At 51.1% G+C, this 19100-nt stretch carries 17 protein-coding genes; 15 read left to right on the top strand and 2 right to left on the bottom strand.

Going from position 1 to position 19100, the window contains the following annotated elements; genetic code table 11:
• Positions 1-27: 27 nt before the first annotated feature.
• The 3 genes from C8K63_RS26005 to C8K63_RS25995 all read left to right on the top strand — a co-directional run bounded on the left by C8K63_RS26005 (position 28) and on the right by C8K63_RS25995 (position 3227).
• The gene (locus C8K63_RS26005; protein ID WP_108219280.1) at positions 28-771 is read left to right on the top strand and encodes an EAL domain-containing protein; all 744 of its coding nucleotides are present in this window, start codon (positions 28-30) and stop codon (positions 769-771) included.
• A 34-nt stretch (positions 772-805) separates the two neighbouring features.
• On the top strand, positions 806-1486 hold the full coding sequence (locus tag C8K63_RS26000) for a helix-turn-helix domain-containing protein (RefSeq protein WP_108219279.1): 681 nt from the start codon (positions 806-808) through the stop codon (positions 1484-1486).
• Positions 1487-1832: 346 nt separating this feature from the next.
• Positions 1833-3227, top strand: a complete 1395-nt coding sequence (locus C8K63_RS25995; protein ID WP_108219278.1) for an undecaprenyl-phosphate glucose phosphotransferase — start codon at positions 1833-1835, stop codon at positions 3225-3227.
• 144 nt (positions 3228-3371) lie between these two features.
• On the opposite strand, the gene C8K63_RS31015 is transcribed toward C8K63_RS25995, so the two are convergent.
• Positions 3372-3617 (bottom strand): hypothetical protein, encoded by a 246-nt coding sequence (locus tag C8K63_RS31015; protein ID WP_256594995.1) that lies wholly within the window; start codon positions 3615-3617, stop codon positions 3372-3374.
• Positions 3618-4154: 537 nt separating this feature from the next.
• A complete protein-coding gene (rfaH, locus tag C8K63_RS25985) occupies positions 4155-4691 on the bottom strand; it encodes a transcription/translation regulatory transformer protein RfaH (RefSeq protein ID WP_371920806.1) in 537 nt (178 codons plus the stop codon).
• Between the two features lie 642 nt (positions 4692-5333).
• Between rfaH and C8K63_RS25980 the strand changes: the two genes are divergently transcribed.
• The 12 genes from C8K63_RS25980 to galE all read left to right on the top strand — a co-directional run bounded on the left by C8K63_RS25980 (position 5334) and on the right by galE (position 19048).
• Positions 5334-5774: a low molecular weight protein-tyrosine-phosphatase gene (locus tag C8K63_RS25980; protein WP_108219277.1), complete on the top strand. Its 441-nt coding sequence runs from the start codon at positions 5334-5336 to the stop codon at positions 5772-5774.
• Between the two features lie 37 nt (positions 5775-5811).
• A complete protein-coding gene (locus C8K63_RS25975; protein WP_108219276.1) occupies positions 5812-8037 on the top strand; it encodes a polysaccharide biosynthesis tyrosine autokinase in 2226 nt (741 codons plus the stop codon).
• Between the two features lie 344 nt (positions 8038-8381).
• Complete coding sequence (gene wecB / locus C8K63_RS25970) at positions 8382-9500, top strand: non-hydrolyzing UDP-N-acetylglucosamine 2-epimerase (RefSeq protein WP_108219275.1); 1119 nt, start codon at positions 8382-8384, stop codon at positions 9498-9500.
• 88 nt (positions 9501-9588) lie between these two features.
• Positions 9589-10848, top strand: coding sequence for a UDP-N-acetyl-D-mannosamine dehydrogenase (gene wecC, locus C8K63_RS25965; RefSeq protein WP_108219274.1), 1260 nt, complete (start codon positions 9589-9591; stop codon positions 10846-10848).
• Between the two features lie 2 nt (positions 10849-10850).
• Positions 10851-12062 carry a hypothetical protein gene (locus C8K63_RS25960; protein WP_108219273.1) on the top strand — a complete coding sequence of 404 codons (1212 nt, stop codon included), beginning with the start codon at positions 10851-10853 and terminating at the stop codon, positions 12060-12062.
• Positions 12040-12456 (top strand): serine O-acetyltransferase, encoded by a 417-nt coding sequence (locus C8K63_RS25955; RefSeq protein WP_108219272.1) that lies wholly within the window; start codon positions 12040-12042, stop codon positions 12454-12456. Before C8K63_RS25960 ends, C8K63_RS25955 begins: the two co-directional genes overlap by 23 nt.
• Positions 12438-13718: a hypothetical protein gene (locus tag C8K63_RS25950; RefSeq protein ID WP_146176410.1), complete on the top strand. Its 1281-nt coding sequence runs from the start codon at positions 12438-12440 to the stop codon at positions 13716-13718. Before C8K63_RS25955 ends, C8K63_RS25950 begins: the two co-directional genes overlap by 19 nt.
• 2 nt (positions 13719-13720) lie before the next feature.
• A complete protein-coding gene (locus tag C8K63_RS25945; RefSeq protein WP_108219270.1) occupies positions 13721-15001 on the top strand; it encodes a phenylacetate--CoA ligase family protein in 1281 nt (426 codons plus the stop codon).
• Positions 14998-16044, top strand: coding sequence for a glycosyltransferase family 4 protein (locus C8K63_RS25940; protein WP_108219269.1), 1047 nt, complete (start codon positions 14998-15000; stop codon positions 16042-16044). The genes C8K63_RS25945 and C8K63_RS25940 overlap by 4 nt, the downstream gene beginning before the upstream one ends.
• A complete protein-coding gene (locus C8K63_RS25935; RefSeq protein WP_108219268.1) occupies positions 16029-17222 on the top strand; it encodes an aspartate-semialdehyde dehydrogenase in 1194 nt (397 codons plus the stop codon). Before C8K63_RS25940 ends, C8K63_RS25935 begins: the two co-directional genes overlap by 16 nt.
• Positions 17223-17253: 31 nt before the next feature.
• Positions 17254-17943, top strand: coding sequence for a WecB/TagA/CpsF family glycosyltransferase (locus C8K63_RS25930; protein WP_305889179.1), 690 nt, complete (start codon positions 17254-17256; stop codon positions 17941-17943).
• A gap of 82 nt (positions 17944-18025) precedes the next feature.
• Positions 18026-19048, top strand: coding sequence for a UDP-glucose 4-epimerase GalE (galE, locus tag C8K63_RS25925; RefSeq protein WP_256594994.1), 1023 nt, complete (start codon positions 18026-18028; stop codon positions 19046-19048).
• The last annotated feature ends 52 nt before the right edge of the window (positions 19049-19100 follow it).

Genomic DNA, 19100 nt, shown 5'->3' with positions numbered 1-19100 from the left:
CTTAATGTAGAAGGGAGTTTCTGTTTTATGAACGCAACAGGGAGCGTGCGACTCTACGGTCACGCAGAGCATTACCTGTCTCGACAATTGATCCTCACTCGGGACGACTGCCCGTTTGGCAGCGAGATCAGAATACATTTTGACGACTCCGTTTCCGCATCCTGTGCGCCAGAAGCGCACCAGATGAGTGGGATCTACAGTGAAGTACTGATGCAGACCAGGCTGATGGCCTTCTCGCTGAAAGATCACAACACCACCAACGGAAATAAATACCTGAGCCGTAGATTTGTTTGCGTAGGGCAATCAGATCTCGCCAACTCTGCACTCACGGAAGAGCTGATACAGTCCGGCGCTGCTCTGCGCGAATTTGGCCAGACACTGGTTGTCGCGCTCAATGAGCTCCCCCTGTCGGCTATCAGCTTCGCAGAAAAAAAGAAAATCCTTCACAACGTATATCTGTTGAAAGATCACGGCATAGAAATCGCGCTCGACGACTACAACATCGACGATGAAAGTACCGAAATCTTTACCACCCTGAATCTATTCGACTATATAAAGATCTCCACCGCCTCTCTGGACTTGAGCCTCAAGCTCAGTGGCAACCCAGAGCTATTCAATCGTCTCCACGAACGTATGACCATGCTCACTCACAACACAAAAGTCTCGTTTATAGCGGACAGAGTCGAGCATGCTGCTAGCCATATACTGGCACGTGCACTGCCCTTTGATTACTTTCAAGGGAGTCACTACTCCCCTGCAGACAACCTTTAAACCAAATTCAAGACGTGCAACTAAGGAGAGAGCCATGGATAGCAGCACAAACCTCCCAAGAAAATACTTTGTCGTGGTTACACACAACCCCGCACTGCAACTGGAGCTTGAGGCATTACTGTCCAGCAAGCGATACAACAGTTACGGCACATCACAGGCAAAAATGTTTTTTGAAGGCGTTGCCCCGCCAGCTTCTGCCCCCAAGCTTATGGAAATTATTTCCCCGCAAATGGCCAGAATGCTTCCGCCGGTGATCAAGCACGATACCCAGCGCATCCTTTCGACGTTCAAGTCCGAATGGCAAACCGCCCTAACCGTAACAAAGTTTACGCACTTCACATCAACCGCAGACAGCGCCAGGGATGACGCCAGGGAATTCGTTTCCCAGCCAGCCAAACCGCACACTCCAGCGGCTGAAACCTGGAGACTGAGCGACAGCAGTGGCGCACTGATCAAGGATGACGTGGAAATTGTCTTGACTGGCCTGGAGGCCGCGCTGCTTAAAAAAATGCTGCACCATGAAGATCGCGTGGTCAGCAAGGACGACCTTATCCGCAGCATCGGCAGAGAACCTGAACAATATCGGGGTCTCGAAATGTGCCTGAGTCGACTGCAGGAAAAATTTAAAAAAGCCAGTAGTGGCGAGCGCCTTTTTCGTGCAGTGAGAAATCGTGGGTACTGCGTGATACAAAAAATCGTACGCGTAAAAATCTAGTCTGAGAAATTCAGATTTTCGCCTCGGCAGTGCAATACAATAATAATAGAGCACGCCAACTTATCCTCCCCCGCCCCCCTCTATACAGTAGCGTTAAAAAAGCTGAAGCCAGACTATTTCTAACGCCACTCTTACCCAGATATATCAACCAGATACACCACCCGTTCGTTAAAAGTCGTCAGACAGTGCCCGCACCAATAATTTAACCTATGAACTGATGACAGCGCCGCCCGCGTGGCGTTTCGGTCATCAATGCATCGCCATCTAATATGAACAACAACTCTTACCGCATTGATTTTGGCTCTTGATTGTCGAAACACGAATGGACGTATTTTGGGGATATCGTATGGTTAACAATCTTCGTATCAATCGAAATACCACCCTCAAAGGACTGACCTTCTGGGGACAGTGGGCATTGGGTCAGGGCTTTGTTGTCGCCCTGTTACTTCTATTGGTTTATTACCAGACTGGAACGGTAGAATTCTATTATCGAGTATGCGCAACGCTGACTGTGCTTGCATCGGTTCCGGCCTATACATGGTGCGGCGCCTATGCAAAAAAGGACAATTACCTGGAAGGATTGACAAGACTACTGATGGGTTGGTCAATGACACTGGCAGCGTTAGCTATTGTCGCCTTTCTCTGTAAGGCCAACGAACTGTTTTCTCGTCAAATCATCCTCATATGGGCTTTCTGCAGCTACATCGGGCAGGCGCTGTTGTACGTCCCGCTGCATGGTTTTTCGAAGTACTACCAACGGGCGCTGCAAATCGAGCGTCGAACGCTGATTGTCGGTACTGGCGAGCTGGCACTGGGCCTGGCTAACAAGCTTCGTGCCCTCGAACACTTCCCGCTGGTCGGCCTGGTAAGCTCCGACACCACTCTCTTGCCGGAGACGGGTATGCCACCTGTCGTAGGCCCGCAAGAGGAACTGCTCGAACTGATCAAGACCCATGACATCCGACGCCTGTACATCACACTGCCCCTGAGCGAAGCAGCACAAATCGAAGAAATGTATGTCGATTTGCTGGATGCCAACGTCGATGTGGTCTGGGTTCCGGACCTGAACAGCCTGACGCTGCTCAATCACTCGGTCAGTGATGTGGATGGCATGCCGGCAATCCACTTGATTGAGTGCCCGCTGAGCAGCCAACCCACTGCCGCCCTGAGTAAAAGCCTGTTCGATAAAAGCCTGGCGCTGATGGCCATTGTCGCTCTAAGCCCGTTACTGCTGATCATTGGCCTGGCCGTCAAATTCACCTCCCATGGCCCGGTGTTTTTCAAACAGGACCGCCACGGGTGGAACGGGAAGGTCATCAAGGTCTGGAAGTTTCGCTCGATGCGCGTACACGACGATCACGAGGTCAAGCAAGCCAGCCGCAACGACTCGCGGATCACCCCGATCGGGCGCTTTATCCGTCGCACTTCCATCGACGAGTTGCCGCAATTGTTCAACGTCTTGCAGGGTCATATGGCGCTGGTCGGGCCACGCCCTCATGCCGTTGCGCACAACAACTACTACTCCGGCAAGATTCTCGCCTACATGGCTCGCCACCGAATCAAACCGGGGATCACCGGGCTGGCTCAAATCAACGGCTGCCGCGGCGAGACCGACACCATCGACAAGATGCAGAAGCGCGTCGAGATCGACCTCAAGTACATCAATAACTGGTCGTTGTGGCTGGATGTGAAAATCCTGGTGAAGACACCGTTCACCCTGCTGTCAAAAGACATTTATTGATGGTGCATCTGCAGGCTAACCACGAGACGCAAGCCATTTGCGCAGTGCGTTAGCCTCGTCACTCGTGGCTGGATCTTCACCAGCCACGCCTGCAACTGCACCAACAGCGACAGGTTGTTCTGCTGTCGACTTTCGCGGCGATGTTCATCGCCAACTTCTTTTAAATCTCCGCTCGATACCGTACAGCTTGATGAGCAGATTCAGGGCGATATCGGCATGCCCGGACTTATCATCGGGCAGGCGCAATGGCAGCAGTCGACCGCAAAAAAAGTTCTTCACGCAATCCCGGGGAATACCGATACCTGTAGAAGCTGGCCTGCCAGCGATGGCGACCTTACGGCCAAGCATTTTCTTCCTGGCGTACATATTCATTGCCGCGGTAACGGCCACCTATGGTTCAGCCCTTGTGGCGGGTCACTTGGAAGAACGGAACGCCGCCCACCCCTAAGTAACCAAGGGCTCTTGCCCCTGACGTTCGGCGTGAGGGCGCGCGCACCGCAACAACACCGCAAGACGAGCTAACGCTCGACCTCGTTGTTCGGTGGTGCACGCGCTCCCCTGTAGGAGCTGCCGAAGGCTGCGATCTTTTGATCTTGATCTTCAGCAATCTCCAGATCGCAAAAGCAAGATCAAAAGATCGCAGCCTCCGGCAGCTCCTACAGATATTTCGTTATATGTGCTCCCCGGGATTCCGTGAAGTACCAAAAAAAATGGATACCGGGCAATCGCGTGACGACATAAACCTGTTCGCGAGCTAGAACGCCAGCTACGCCGTAAAGATGCGGCCCTGACTGAGACCGCTACCTTCCCGGCGCTGCGAAAAATGCTTAATGCCTACTGGGGGGGGGGACGAAGACGAGAGCAACTGACCCTGTTGCCAGAATGGTATCTGCTCCTTGATTAGCTGACCGGGAGCAATGCGCCGTGTCAATGCTTACTGATATCAACCAGGGGGACGCTGACTCTTTGCTCACGTTGCAGCAGTGTCATCAGGAGCAACACTCGCTGCTCTCCCTCCATCGCCAGGAAGATCGCTTCCACATCGGCAAAAGGCCCCTCATTGATACGCACCCTCTCGCCACAGGCAAACCGAGCCTCCACAGGGGCTCCGCTATCATGCTCATGAAGTCGGGCGATCAAGTCATTACCTACGGGCAGCGGCTTGCCTCCAAAACTGACAATTCGCAATACACCGCGGGTAGAACGCAAAGGCGCCCAGCTCTCACCTGAGCCGAGCTGGATAAACAGATAACCCGGAAACAGCGATTCGCGAACAATCTTCCTGCGCCCCTGTAAATCACGTTCGCGCCGGTGCGTAGGGCGAAAACAGGTATACCCCTGGTTATCCAGATTGATCTCTGCACGCTCGTCCTGGTTCGCCTTGCATTGAACCAAATACCAGGCGCTGGCAGTGAGACTCTCAGGCAAGGTCGCTTGAACTGCCGAAGCACTATGGATGGACACAATCAACCCCTTCTACGCCTATGTGGCCAAATAGCTCCGTGGTTTTCTCCTCGACCTTGCGACGGATTTCTCCCAAGGATGGAAACGCACCTGAAAAACGGAATTGGCCGATCATGGAAACTGCGCCCTTTAAAAACATGCGAAACTTATTGGCGATAGACGAATGCTGGAGAACGCTTTACCCAAAGCAATCCCCTACAATAATCGTCAAACCGCACCTCACGCTATTTAACACAGCCCAATACTGCACAACACAAAAAAGCCTAAAACGTTAGAATTTGTCCGGCAATACCCAGCAATGTTATTTTAAGAGTTAGTGATGTTATTTAATATCTGACTTTATATATTGATATTTTTTTTCCGTGCGCACTCAATAATCACGTGGCATTTAATGGTTGAGTTTGTCGTGGGTTGCCAGTTATGATTTTTAGCACAGCAACTGTCAAGCACGCTCCAAGTCGAGATTCCAGCAGACCAGGGTCTTCGCAGTGAAAAGTTTCATCCAGTACGGTAATTCCTCACGGAAAGAGGCACACACCCAATAGCTGCAAGCCGTCACAAAAGTGCCATTGAAGAAAAACAGAATTTCAGTCTTTCCAATTGCACCATCACCGCAAGTGTGGAATTTCCAGGGAGGTTGCCTTGTTTAACAAGATTCTCATCGTTTGCATTGGCAACATTTGCCGAAGCCCTACAGCAGAACATTTGTTGCGTGAAGCACTGGTCCGGTCCGACATCGAAGTCAGCTCCGCGGGTCTTGGCGCGCTACAAGACCACCCTATCGAGCCCACCGCCCGGATCGTCCTGGAAGAGCATGGCCATCTGCCAAAAGAGCACAAAGCCAATCAACTGACCGCTGCCACCATCAGCGAATCAGATCTGATCCTTGTGATGGAGCAGTCGCACATAGACCGCGTTCTCAAGATCGCGCCTGAAGCGCGAGGGAAGGTCTTCTTGCTGGGCAAGTGGCAGGAAAACCGCGAAATCAGCGACCCCTACCGTCAAGGCAAGCCGGCTTTTGTGCATGCATATGCGTTGATTGAAGAAGCAGTAACCGCCTGGGCAAGGCGTCTCGCACGCTAAACCACTCCTCGAATACCTGTTAAAAAAGAACCCACTTATGCAGCAAACTCCAGCATTAACCTCTCATGACGATGATGAAATCGACTTGATGGGCCTACTCGGGACACTGGTCGATCATAAATGGTTGATTGCCGGGATCACTGCTGCCTCCATGGCCGTTGGAACGGTCTATGCGGTGTTAGCCACACCGGTTTACCAGGCAACTGCCCTGATACAGGTGGAGGCCAAAAAAAATGACATGCTCGGCTTCTCCGATATCAACAGCATGTTGGGTAAAGAGTCGCCTTCAACCACAGAAATTGAATTAATCAAGTCGCGCGCCATCATCGGCAAGGTTGTCGACAATCTATCGCTCGATATCACTGTCGAGCCGAACCATTTTCCGGTGATCGGCGAATTTATTGCTCGCCGGTTCAAACCAGACACTGTTAACACGGTTGCGACGCCATGGCTTGGCATGAACAGTTTTGCCTGGGGTGGCGAACGCCTGAAAATATTTCAGCTCGAACTCCCTCAAGAGCTCCTGAGTAAGACGCTCACGTTGGTCACCGGTGAAAACGATCACTTTACGTTGCTGGATGAAGACGACAATGTTCTGGTTCAAAGCCAAGTAGGCCAAGCCTATGGCCAAGATGGCATTAAACTGCAGGTCGAAGTGTTGCAAGCGAATCCGGGTACAACGTTCAGCATTGTACGTGACCCACGCCTGACCAGTATCTTGAAGTACCAAAAGGTACTTGATGTATCAGAACGCGGAAAAGAATCCGGCATGATCGGTCTTGCTCTTGAGAGCACGGTCCCGGCTGAGGCCATACAAATCCTCAATGAAATCGCCAAGCTCTATGTACGGCAAAATGTTGAGCGGACGTCGGCCGAAGCCGCTCAAAGCCTGGAGTTCCTAAAAGATCAGCTGCCTCAGGTCCGTAAAGATCTGGAAAAAGCCGAAAACGCCCTGAACAAGTATCAAATTCGTAGTAAATCTATCGATATCAGCCTGGAAGCCAAAGCCATTCTCGATCAGATCGTGGCGCTTGATACCAGCATCTCCGAATTGAAAATGCAGCAAGCGGAAATGGATCGCAAGTTTACCCGTCAGCATCCCGCCTATCAGGCCTTGCTCAGCCAATTAGGTGAGCTGACAGCCAAGCAGAATGGTTTGGCCAAAAAAGTCGAGGGCCTGCCTTCAACACAGCAAGAACTGCTTAGCCTCACCCGCGATGTAAAAGTCAGCACCGAAATCTATACCCAGCTCCTGAATAAATCCCAGGAACTGGATGTGATGCGTGCTGGCACCGTGGGCAACGTGCGCTTGATCGATACTGCCGATGTGGATCTGCGCAAGCCCGTTAAACCCAAGAAACCCCTAATCGTACTCATCGCCACCTTGTTCGGCGCTACCCTGGCTATTGCAATGGTGCTTTTTCGCAAAGCCCTTAACCGCGGCGTGGAAAATCCGGATCAAATTGAACAGTTGGGGTTACCGGTGTATGCAGCCATTCCTTTCAGCACGCTGCAGAAAAGTGAAGAAGGCAAACTCCCTCGTGGTAACCGGGGCCGCGCAAACAAAGTCGCCTCTATACTGGCTAGCAGTCACCCCACCGACCTGGCCATAGAAGGGTTGCGCAGCCTGCGCACCAGTCTGCACTTCGCCATGCTCGAAGCCAGCAATAATCGCCTGATGATCTCCGGCCCGAGCCCCAAGGTTGGTAAAACGTTCGTTTCCGCCAACCTCGCTGCCGTCATCGCTCAGACCGGACAGCGTGTATTGCTGATCGACGTGGATATGCGCAAAGGGTATTTGCATAAAGTATTCGGAACACCTGCTGAAAACGGGCTGTCGGATTTGCTCGTCAAACGCTGCGACCTGGCAACCGCGATCAATAAAACTGAATTCGAGCACCTTGACGTTATCGGCCGTGGACAAATACCGCCCAACCCTTCAGAACTGCTAATGCACGCGAACTTCAGTGCCTTTCTGGATCAAGTCAGCGCCCAGTACGACCTGGTGATTCTGGATACCCCGCCGTTGCTGGCAGTGACAGATGCGGCGATTGTCGGCCGCCAGTCGGGCACCAGCTTGATTGTGACGCGCTTTGCACTTAACCCGGTTCGTGAAATTGAATTAACCATGCGTCGCTTTGCTCAAAATGGCATTGATTTGAAAGGCGCCATTTTCAATGGCGTTGAAAAACGCGCCTCCTCCAAATATGGCTATAGCGACTACGGTTATTACAACTACGAATATAAGTCAGAGAGCGTTTAGTTAACTAACAGTTGTCGACACCCTGCTACCGCCGAGCAGAATTGCATGGCGGTAGTGTTAGCCATATCAACTCCACCTTGCTACCTGCAGCTGAAAAGAGATGCAGACATATTAATAAATAATGACGCTCTCAGGGACTGGCAATTAATCCTGGGGCGGTAGCGTGGCAAAAATCAAATTCGTGCTGCCCCACGTCGAAGGTTTTCCGTTAATTCGGCGCATTTCTCTTGGTCAACAAAGGTTGGGTCACAGTTGTTTTATACAGCATCGATCTGAAACGACATTTGTTAGTCAGTCCAAACATCCCTCTACCTTCAGCTACGAACATAGCAATGGATCGCCCTATGAAGACCCTCTGCATTTTTGGTACCCGTCCCGAGGCCATTAAAATGGCTCCACTTGCATTGGCACTGGCGGCAGATGAACGCTTTGAGGCGAAAGTCTGCGTCACCGGCCAACACCGTGAAATGCTCGATCAAGTGCTTGGGTTGTTTGCCATTGAGCCGGACTTCGACCTGAACATCATGAAACCCGGCCAGGACCTGACCGATGTCACCAGCGCGATCCTGCAAGGGCTGAAGACAGTCCTGGCAGAATTCAAACCCGATATCGTGCTGGTTCACGGAGATACCGCCACCACCTTTGCTGCCAGCCTCGCGGCCTACTACCAGCAGATTCCGGTTGCGCACGTCGAAGCCGGTTTGCGCACGGGTAACCTCTACTCGCCGTGGCCGGAAGAAGGCAATCGTAAACTCACGGGGGCGTTGGCCAACCTGCACTTCGCGCCAACCGAAACGTCACAAGCCAATCTGCTACGCGAAGGCGTTAATCCAGACACGATCGTCGTCACGGGCAACACAGTGATCGATGCCCTGCTGGATGTCGTCAAACGTCTCGATCAAGACCAGGCACTGCTTGCCCAAGCCTCCGCACCGGCGGCCTTCCTAAACCCAGCTCGAAAACTGATCCTCGTGACAGGCCATCGCCGGGAAAGTTTCGGTGACGGCTTCGAACGCATCTGTCAGGCGTTGATGGAGGTTGCCCAGCAACATCCAGAGGTGGATATCGTCTATCCCGTGCACCTCAATCCCAATGTGCGCGAGCCGGTCAATCGACTCCTGACCGGCATTCACAACATCTACCTGATCGAGCCCCTGGACTACCTGCCTTTCGTCCACATGATGAGCCGCGCGCATATCATCTTGACCGACTCCGGAGGCATCCAGGAGGAAGCGCCGTCACTGGGCAAACCCGTGCTGGTGATGCGCGACACAACAGAACGGCCAGAGGCCGTTGCCGCAGGCACGGTGAAACTGGTCGGCACCGAAACCGCCGATATCGCTCGCGAACTGAACCGCTTGCTCACCGATACGGTCGCCTACCGCACCATGAGTTACGCCCATAACCCTTACGGCGACGGTAAAGCCTGCCAGCGCATCATCGAGGCGCTGCTCGCTCGTTAACCCCCTCCCTTACTTAACAGCCGTGGCTTTGCTCGGCTGTTAGCTCGCTTGAACAACGTATCTACACATCACCATTCAAGGACGCACCATGCCTTTCAACACCATCTCCGTCGTTGGTCTCGGGTATATCGGCTTGCCCACTGCGGCTGTCTTCGCTTCGCGTAAAAAACAAGTGATCGGTGTCGACGTTAATCAAAACGCAGTTGATATCATCAATCGCGGTCAGATTCATATCGTTGAACCAGACTTGGACATGGTCGTGCATGCTGCCGTGACCGAAGGCTACCTGCGCGCCACCACCCTGCCGGAACCCGCCGATGCTTTTCTGATTGCCGTACCCACTCCGTTCAAGGGCGACCATGAACCGGACCTGACCTACATCGAATCGGCCAGTAAAAGCATTGCCCCGGTGTTGAAGAAAGGCGACCTGGTCATTCTTGAATCGACCTCCCCGGTCGGCGCCACCGAACAGATGGCCGCCTGGCTCGCCGAAGCCCGTCCAGACCTGAGTTTTCCGCAAACCCACGGTGAAAGCTCCGACATCCGCATTGCCCACTGCCCGGAACGCGTACTGCCCGGCCATGTGCTGCACGAACTGGTGCAAAACGACCGTGTTATCGGTGGCATGACACCGAAGTGCTCCGCATTGGCCATCAGCCTTTACAAGATCTTCGTCCAGGGCGAATGTATCGTCACCAACGCTCGCACTGCGGAAATGTGCAAACTCACCGAGAACAGCTCTCGCGATGTGAGCATCGCCTTCGCCAACGAACTCTCGATGATTTGCGACAAGCTGGATATCAACGTTTGGGAACTGATCCGCCTGGCCAACCGCCACCCAAGGGTCAATATCCTGCAACCCGGCCCAGGCGTTGGCGGACACTGTATTGCTGTTGATCCCTGGTTTATCGTCAGCAAAACACCGGAACAGGCACGACTGATTCGTACCGCGCGTGAAGTGAATGACAGCAAGCCACTTTGGGTGATCGACAAGGTCAAACTAGCGGTCGCCGAGTTTTTGCAAGCCAACCCGGATAAGACTGCACGGGAAGTGACAATTGCTTGCTTTGGTTTGGCGTTCAAGGCGGATATTGATGATTTGCGGGAAAGTCCTGCGATTGAAATCACCCAACGAATTATTGCTATCCACCCAGGCCCGGTACTTGCGGTTGAGCCAAATATTATGGAACTACCAAATAGTCTAAATGAAAAAATTAGTCTTACCAGCATTCAAAGCGCCATGAATGAAGCAGATGTACTGGTACTACTAGTGGACCATAAGGAATTCAAAGATATGTCAAAAACACTCGATAAAGTCCATGTCGATACCCGCGGCATCCTGAGGTAATTGTGAGACTCAATAGTGGCCATCTGCAAAAACTTGAGGCGTTGGTAGCCACGGGCATGCCGGGTGCTTATAAGGTTCTTATTTTTTTCCTCATACAATATATTTACGACTTAGGAACCTTAGGCACCATCGCATCGTGGCAATCAATCGCTCAAATAGTTGGTTTCTTCACAGCTATTGGATGGTCATCATTGGTGCTGGTGCGGGTAGCGAAAGCAGAAACAAAAAAAGACCGCGTAGAGGTGTTTAACAGCTTAAGCATAATGGGGTTTTCCACTCTTTTAGTATGCGCCAGTGGAATCCTGATCATTGGCGTGCTACTTAATATGATCGAAGAGGGAATCCAGATAATATACTGGGCCACTGCCTGGACGTTCTATCAAATACCACGCCACTACCTGATAGCATTAAGGGTATACCGTAAAGCAATTGCGATGGACGTTGCTGTAATAGGTCTTTCCATTTGCACTATTTTAATGGTTTCAGCTGAAGCGGCATCAGTGTGGCTAGCATTTTCAATGATGGCCGCAGGGTTAACGGCATTCATCCTCATTCAAAGAGGCAGTAATGCAGATAGACCTAATTTAGGGTACGAGTTTAAGGGGCTTGAGTTTGGCCTCGCGAACTTCTTAAGTGGCGGTGTATCCCTAAGCCTTATTCCACTTGCTGCCATTTTTGAGAGCGAGGCTTTTGTTGGCATATTTTCGCTATTTATTTCCACTATGGGGATTGCATTACTGATTCCGCGAGCCATATCGCTAAATCAACTACCGAAGCTTGCTAAGATTGTGGATCTTCCCGAAACTCTTACAACCCATATAGCACTTATGCGCCGCCAGATAAGCCTCAGCAACATTCTAACTTCGACAGTTTGCCTGGCTATTGGTACGATTATAATTTTGAGACTACCGGAGACACTATCGTTTACCAGCGTATCACTTACATTCCTCCTAATCATCTTGCAAAATACTTTGAGCACACAGGGCCTTATCGATGCAAACATATTGACTTGCAGGGAAAAAAGCAGACACCTACTAAAAATCAACATCGTAACATCGACGTTTTTTTTCATTATCACGATGATACTTATTTGGAAACCTATAAATCATGCCTTTACATATATATGCCTAACAACCACAATACTTAGTATCTACCGCCTAAACAAAACCAGACACTACGCGAATTCAATCAATGATAGCCACGCAGCTCTATAGAATAGGCAACAAGCTACATCACAAAGGTGTTCCAGGAGCAGCTCTGTTTTTTAAAATGCTCATTCGGCTGATCTGTAACTGCGCAATTGATCCTAGGACAACAATAGGCAAAGGCAGTTTTTTTGCCTATGGGGGAGTGGCGGTCGTAATTCATAGAAACTGTATCATTGGCAGAAACGTAACGATCTCTCAGTGCGTAACCATAGGTGGAAAGTCCGGAATCGCAGATGTGCCTATTATAGGAAACAACATCTACATTGGTGCGGGAGCGATAATACTTGGCAATGTAACAATCGCTGACGGCGCAACTATTGGTGCAGGTGCAGTTGTTTTGAACGACGTTGGAGAAAAAGAAATTTGGGCTGGAGTACCTGCGTGCAAAATCAATCGATGAATAGAAAAAAAAACAACAACTGGTCAACTATTGGTACATCTATCTCTGTTCTTGCCTTTTTACTATTCTGCGTCAGCGAACTGTATTTAGCGCTTGGAGAAAGCATATCTTTGCCCCTAAAAATAGCTGGATGTTCATTGCTAGCTCTAAACATGCTGGCAACGCCAAAAATCGACAAGCCTGCACTGCTGCTAATGCCTCTATCTTTGTTTTTTTTAATAGGACTATATAAAAGCCACTACTACCCTGCTGGACTTGAAGAGCTTCTGAGATTTATTTTCCCGATAGCAATCTTAATCAACCTACATCAAAACTCTAAATCAATTGAAAAAATCGCTTATTTTTTTGTACTGATCACTATATCTAACGACCTATATCAACTTTACGCGTATTTTGCTTACTTCGCCAACCTTCCTACCTTACTGCCGGCTCGGCTCGAAGCCGGCTATATTATCCGTGCCGAAGGTTGGGTTGGTTTTTTTTCTCTTTTCGGATTTATGAATTTTTGCGCCTTTCTAATTGCTCGCCACACTAACCTATTCAGCAAGCAACAGCGATTACTATCTGCTTTTTTTCTAATATTTATCGCCCTCTCCACTTCAGCAAAAGCTGCTGCCGCAATCATCATCTACATTATTGCGATCAGAAAGAACGGGAAGTCGTTAAAATTAGCACTTGGCGCAACACTTACCTTGTTCACTCTATTTTTAGCTCAACCACAACTAGCAGACGATGTGGCATCCGTACTAGACACCAAAATCGCCTTCTACATCACCCAAGGTAACTCTGCGCGTAGCGAATCGTATCGGGTAATGTTTGAATCACTACTACAGCCAAATCCTTTGGGGGAAGGTCTAGGTTCCTTTGGAGGACCGGCTTCTATAAGGTATGACTCTCCACTTTACGAGAAATATAATTTTAACTGGTACGGCCTAGAAGAGCAGCTTGCGACCACAGATACTCTTTACCCACACATATTTGTGGAGCTTGGAATATTTGGCGGACTATTCTATCTTCTGTTCATATTTACTTATGGCTTCCGTAAAGCTACCCCGCTTTGGATTGTAGTAACTTCCTCGTTTGCGCTGGACAACCTAGCTTCATTTTCATTGCTATCACCACCATACTTCTTTAGCGCAGCACTTTGCATGCTCTTGTTTACAAAAAAACAATTCGATGAAACCCAATCAAATACCGTTAAAAAAAAACAGCGCTATAGAAATCCTATGGTAGAAAACAACCCCCAAATCAAGGTCTCATAACTATGTTGTTTTCGCTAAAACACACACTAAAGTCAATTTGGCGAGATTTTATTATAGGCTGGCGGGCCCGCTATCTGATATATCCAAAAATTGCCCGCAACGAATACTCATCAAAAGAGCTATCTCTTTACACTGACTTACAGGCACTACAACTTAAAATACAAAACCCGACTAACGTCACAGGCTTTTCGATCATTAGCGACAAGCATAATTGCATCGATAAAAACTCAGTTCTGAGTAATCCAAAAGCATTCATACGATCACGATCAATAAAGACACTCTTAAGAAACCACATCAGTACCAGCGGAAGTACAGGTCGCCCCCTGACACTTGTTCAAGACATAAACACAGTTGTTCGAGAGGAAGCTTTCGTTTATCGACAACTGCGTTGGGCGGGTTACCGAAACGGCGACCGTCGTGCTTGGTTGCGTGGCGATATAGTTTGTACGGATAAGCCGCGGCAAGGAGTCTATGGATGCCGTGACTGGTGGTCCAACACGTTAATGCTATCTTCGTATCACATTTCCTCGAACACCATTCGAAGCTACATTGATGCCTTGGAAGCTTTCGATCCAGTGTTGATACAAGCCTATCCGTCCTCAATATACGCACTTGCGTCCTGGATGATTACAAACGGAGTACAATATTCTGGTCCTTCGTTGAGTTCCATAGTCACCTCATCGGAAACACTCGAACCGGCTATGCAGGAACTTATCGAAAAGGCTTTTGGCTGCCGCGTGCTCGACTGGTATGGCCAAGCCGAACGTGTGGTAGCAATCGGCACCTGCGAGCACGGAAGCCATCATGTACTGACCGACTATGGAATGGTTGAGTTGCTACCCGAAAACGATGGATTGTATGAACTTGTTGGCACAAATTATAACAATCATGCTATGCGACTAATGCGTTATCGAACCGGAGACTTGGTGCGTATTGGTCCAGACTCCTGCCCTTGCGGCCGGGTGTTTCCGGTTGTTGATACGGTAATCGGACGACGCGACAAAATTATAACTTTACCGGATGGGCGCAAGATTGGTCGCCTCGACCATGTGTTCAAGGGCATGAATAACGTTGTCGAAGGACAAGTCGTGTACCGCGGCGAGTATAGGTTCATTCTTCGAGTAGTCCCAGGCCCCGAATGGCTGCTAGTAGATGCCGAGCGCCTAGTGCATCAGCTGAAGCAGCGCATCGAGGGTCTAATAGTGGAGGTCGAAACTGTTGCTGCGATCCCGCGCGGCCCAAACGGGAAGTTCGAATTCGTACGCATTGAGGAAAATGCATGAACATCGTTTTAGTAGGCCCCTCCCTCGCTCAACGCGGCGGTGTCGTTTCTGTTCTAAAAAGCCTGAGAGAATTTTTGATTGCGCACGGCTCAACAGTTCGAACTGTTGCTACAACAATAGAGGGGGGACGGAGGCAGAATGTACTGGCGTTTCTCCGGGCGTGGATCGCGGTACTTAACGTCTGTCTACTGCACAGGGCTGATGTTGTTCACCTACATATGGCTTCCAGAGGTAGTTGCCTGCGAAAATCAATACTAGGGCTGACTTGCTGGATTTTTCGCATACCCTTCATCATTCACTTGCATGGTGGCAGGTTCAGTATTTTCCATGATGACGAACTTGGCTATATCGGACGCGGTTTTGTCGATTTTGTATTCCGTCGTGCAGCGCGGGTCATCGCCCTCTCGGCAACTTGGCAAGCATGGTTGGAAACAACCATGAACCTGAAGCAGGTCGCCGTTGTATTCAACGGTGTTCCCTCTTACACAAGTACAAAAAAAGACCCAACAGCACCAACTATCCTGTTCCTCGGGCGTCTCAGCGCAAATAAAGGTACCGGCGAATTGATCGCCGCCATGCGAGAAGTAACACAAAAAGTTCCTAACTCAGTACTGGAGTTGGGTGGCGATGGCGATATAGAAACCTACCGTCAACAAGCGCTCGATTTGCCAAACGTTCGGTTTCTGGGCTGGGTTGATGATGCTGACCGTCGAGCAGCCTTGGCCCGAGCCGCTGTTTATTGCCTCCCCTCTTGGAACGAGGGTTTGCCTATGAGCGTGCTAGAAGCAATGAGTGCAGGTTTACCCGTGATAAGCACGCCTGTTGGCGGCATTCCGGAAGCAGTAACTGACGGAGTTACCGGACTACTAGTTCAGCCGGGAGATACAAAGGGTTTGGCAACTGCTCTCTGCCAACTGCTGCTTGATCCTGCGACGGCTATAGCCATGGGTAGCAAAGGACAAATTTGCCATCGGGATCGGTTCAGTGCGGAGTCGATGGGCCGCAGCTGTCTGGAGGTGTATGCATCATGCGTGAATCGTTAGAACGTCCGCTAAATGTTGCCGATCGCTTGTTAGCCGATGCGAGTCATCACCACTTCGCCGGCTACGACCCCTTCGACTCACTCAATAGCACACTGCTGCAAGCCACCCCCTTCTATCGCAATGAATGGGTACGCCTGGCATGGCTGCAGCTTGGTAAACGCTCACCGATCAATTTGCGGCCTTTGCTGAGGGTACCGAAGAAGCGCAATCCGAAAGGTGTCGGCTTGTTCATCTCAGGTTTGCTGCAGGACTACCGCCGCACTGGTGCGGCCGAGTATTTGCAACAGGCGCGCGAGCTAGCTGCGTGGTTATTGACTCAGCGCAGCGATCCACAACAATGGTCGCATAGTTGCTGGGGTTATCACTTTGATTGGCAGGCCCGCGCGTTCTACGTTCCCGCGGGCAAGCCAAACATTATCACCACCTGTTATGTGGCTCGGGCGCTGTACGAGTTGGGAACGGTCACAGAAGACCAGTCCTTAATTGATGTTGCCCTCGACGCCGCGCGCTTTATTTCGACAGAACTGTATACCGAAGCGGGTGGCCGCAGTTTTTATGCGTACATTCCGGGCGAACAGGCTTTTGTGCACAACGCCAGCCTGTGGGGCGCGGCCTGGTGTGCCTTTGCCGGGAAACAGCTAGGTGACGAAGTGCTGGTAACTCAAGCGCTGCGGGCTGCCCGTCAATCGGTCCAAGAACAGGCCGCTGACGGCTCCTGGGTCTATGGCGCCCGCCACCACCATCAGTTTATCGACGGTTTCCATACTGGCTACAACCTGGAAGCGCTGTGCCTGCTGCGCGAGGCAACAGCAGACGCCGAGTTCGATAGTTGCATTCGCAAGGGTTACGCCTACTACGTGAAGACTTTTTTCACCGAGGACGGCACGGCCCGTTACTACAACGACCGAGTGTACCCAATCGATATGCACAGTTTTGCCCAAGCTGTGTTCACGCTGCTCAAGGTCGGAAGCACCGCCGAGGACTTGCAGTTGTGCGACAAAGTGGTCCTGCGCGCCATCGACTTGCTGTATCTGCCAAACAAAGGCCAATTTGTTTACCAGCAGACTCGCTGGCTAACCAATCGCATCAACTACACCCGCTGGACCCAGGCCTGGGCGTATTACTCGCTGGCTTTCTACAACCGATACCGTGCCGAGATTAATTATGCAAAGGATTGAAGTTTTGGGTTGCCCCATGGATGTTGCCTCAATGGATATCACTGTCGAGACAATTCGCAGGGCAATTACTTCCGGCCATTTCACCCAGCATGTGGTAGTGAATGTCGCCAAGCTTGTAAACATGCGCGACGACCCTCAGTTGAGCGAATCCGTTCGCTCTTGCGACATCATTAATATCGACGGCATGGGAGTGGTGTTGGGAGCCCGCTTTCTCGGCCACTCAGTGCCCGAACGCGTCGCGGGTGTCGACCTGTTTCATGAATTGCTGGAGATGAGCGCGGCTAACCACTTTTCGGTGTTCTTGTTAGGCGCCAAGGACGACGTCGTTTCCACCGCCGCCAGCAAGATGAAGGCGCTTTACCCTGGGCTGAAAGTCGCCGGATATCACCATGGGTATTTTTGGGATGACGAAGCCGCACTGGTTGAGAAAGTTCGTACCTCAGGTGCGCAGTTGCTGTTCGTCGCTATCACTTCGCCGATGAAAGAAAACTTTATCAACCGCTGGCGCGATCAGTTGGGTGTCACCTTCGTCATGGGGGTGGGCGGAACGTTCGATGTGGTCGCAGGGAAGGTAAAACGTGCACCACAATGGATGCAGAAGTACGGACTGGAATGGCTTTACCGTGTAATCCAGGAGCCTGGCAGGATGTGGAAGCGTTACTTGACCACGAACAGCAAGTTCGCCTGGTTACTCGTCAAAGAAAAGCTCAAACGATCTTAATTGTTATCGCAGCGATCTTGGCCCTCGCGAACTCAGATTCAGCTATCACTCTCTTATTCTTCATTTGAAAGGACTCACTCCTTTGACCGGAAAAATTCTGGTGACCGGCGGTGCTGGTTACATCGGTTCGCACACCACACTCGCGTTGCTCGAAGCGGGATACAACGTAATAGTGTTGGATAACCTCTGTAATAGTTCGGTGGAGTCGCTTCATCGAGTGGGGATTATTTGTGACAAGTTACCCGAATTTATTCAGGGGGATATTCGCGACCGTGCGTTGCTGGATGAACTGTTCGCTTCGCAGCAGATCAGTGCGGTATTACATTTCGCCGGTTTGAAATCGGTGGGGGAAAGTGTCCGCGAACCACTCGACTATTATGACAACAATGTTGCAGGCAGTGTCACCCTGTGCCAGGCGATGGCCCGCGCCGGAGTTTTCAATTTGGTGTTCAGCTCTTCCGCCACGGTGTATGGCGAGCCAACGCAGATGCCGATCCGAGAGGACTTCCCCACTGGCGTGCCGACCAATCCCTATGGTCGCTCCAAGCTGATGGTCGAGGAACTGTTGCAGGATCTGGCGAAGTCGGAGCCGCAATGGAGTATCGCCCTGCTCCGCTACTTTAACCCGGTGGGCGCACACCAAAGTGGGATGATTGGCGAAGACCCCAATGGCCTGCCGAACAATCTCCTGCCCTATGTCAGCCAAGTGGCCATTGGCAAGCTCCAGCAGCTATCGGTGTTCGGCGCCGATTACCCAACGCAGGATGGTACCGGGGTACGCGACTACATCCACGTGCAGGATCTGGCCGACGGGCATTTGAGTGCGCTACGGACAATCCTCCAAAAAACCGGGGTGAACATCTGGAACCTGGGCACCGGTATTGGGTACAGCGTGCTGGAAATGATTCGGGCATTCGAGCAGGCCAGCGGCCGAGCAGTGCCTTATCAAGTGGTTGAGCGTCGCCCCGGGGATATTGCCGAGTGCTGGGCCGACCCGACAAAAGCCGCCAATGAGTTGGACTGGAAGGCCAAGCGTGGTTTGCCGGAAATGATGGCCGATACTTGGCGTTGGCAAGCCGCTAACCCGCAAGGTTATGGCCAGTAGCATCTTTCGTATGGCGTAGCGATCAGGCGCGAATCACGACATCTGCACCACA

Origin of the sequence: Pseudomonas sp. GV085 (assembly GCF_003050925.1) — a bacterium.
Classification (GTDB): Bacteria; Pseudomonadota; Gammaproteobacteria; order Pseudomonadales; family Pseudomonadaceae; genus Aquipseudomonas.
This window is presented reverse-complemented; position numbering and strand designations above follow the sequence as displayed.

Excerpts from the sequence above, each read along its gene's own strand:
- wecC (WP_108219274.1), top strand. The coding sequence starts at position 9,589 with ATGCCTTTCAACACCATCTCCGTCGTTGGTCTCGGGTATATCGGCTTG.
- C8K63_RS25935 (WP_108219268.1), top strand. The coding sequence starts at position 16,029 with ATGCGTGAATCGTTAGAACGTCCGCTAAATGTTGCCGATCGCTTGTTA.
- C8K63_RS25995 (WP_108219278.1), top strand. The coding sequence starts at position 1,833 with ATGGTTAACAATCTTCGTATCAATCGAAATACCACCCTCAAAGGACTG.
- C8K63_RS25940 (WP_108219269.1), top strand. The coding sequence starts at position 14,998 with ATGAACATCGTTTTAGTAGGCCCCTCCCTCGCTCAACGCGGCGGTGTC.
- C8K63_RS26005 (WP_108219280.1), top strand. The coding sequence starts at position 28 with ATGAACGCAACAGGGAGCGTGCGACTCTACGGTCACGCAGAGCATTAC.
- C8K63_RS25975 (WP_108219276.1), top strand. The coding sequence starts at position 5,812 with ATGCAGCAAACTCCAGCATTAACCTCTCATGACGATGATGAAATCGAC.
- wecB (WP_108219275.1), top strand. The coding sequence starts at position 8,382 with ATGAAGACCCTCTGCATTTTTGGTACCCGTCCCGAGGCCATTAAAATG.
- C8K63_RS25945 (WP_108219270.1), top strand. The coding sequence starts at position 13,721 with ATGTTGTTTTCGCTAAAACACACACTAAAGTCAATTTGGCGAGATTTT.
- C8K63_RS26000 (WP_108219279.1), top strand. The coding sequence starts at position 806 with ATGGATAGCAGCACAAACCTCCCAAGAAAATACTTTGTCGTGGTTACA.
- C8K63_RS25930 (WP_305889179.1), top strand. The coding sequence starts at position 17,254 with ATGGATATCACTGTCGAGACAATTCGCAGGGCAATTACTTCCGGCCAT.
- C8K63_RS25955 (WP_108219272.1), top strand. The coding sequence starts at position 12,040 with ATGATAGCCACGCAGCTCTATAGAATAGGCAACAAGCTACATCACAAA.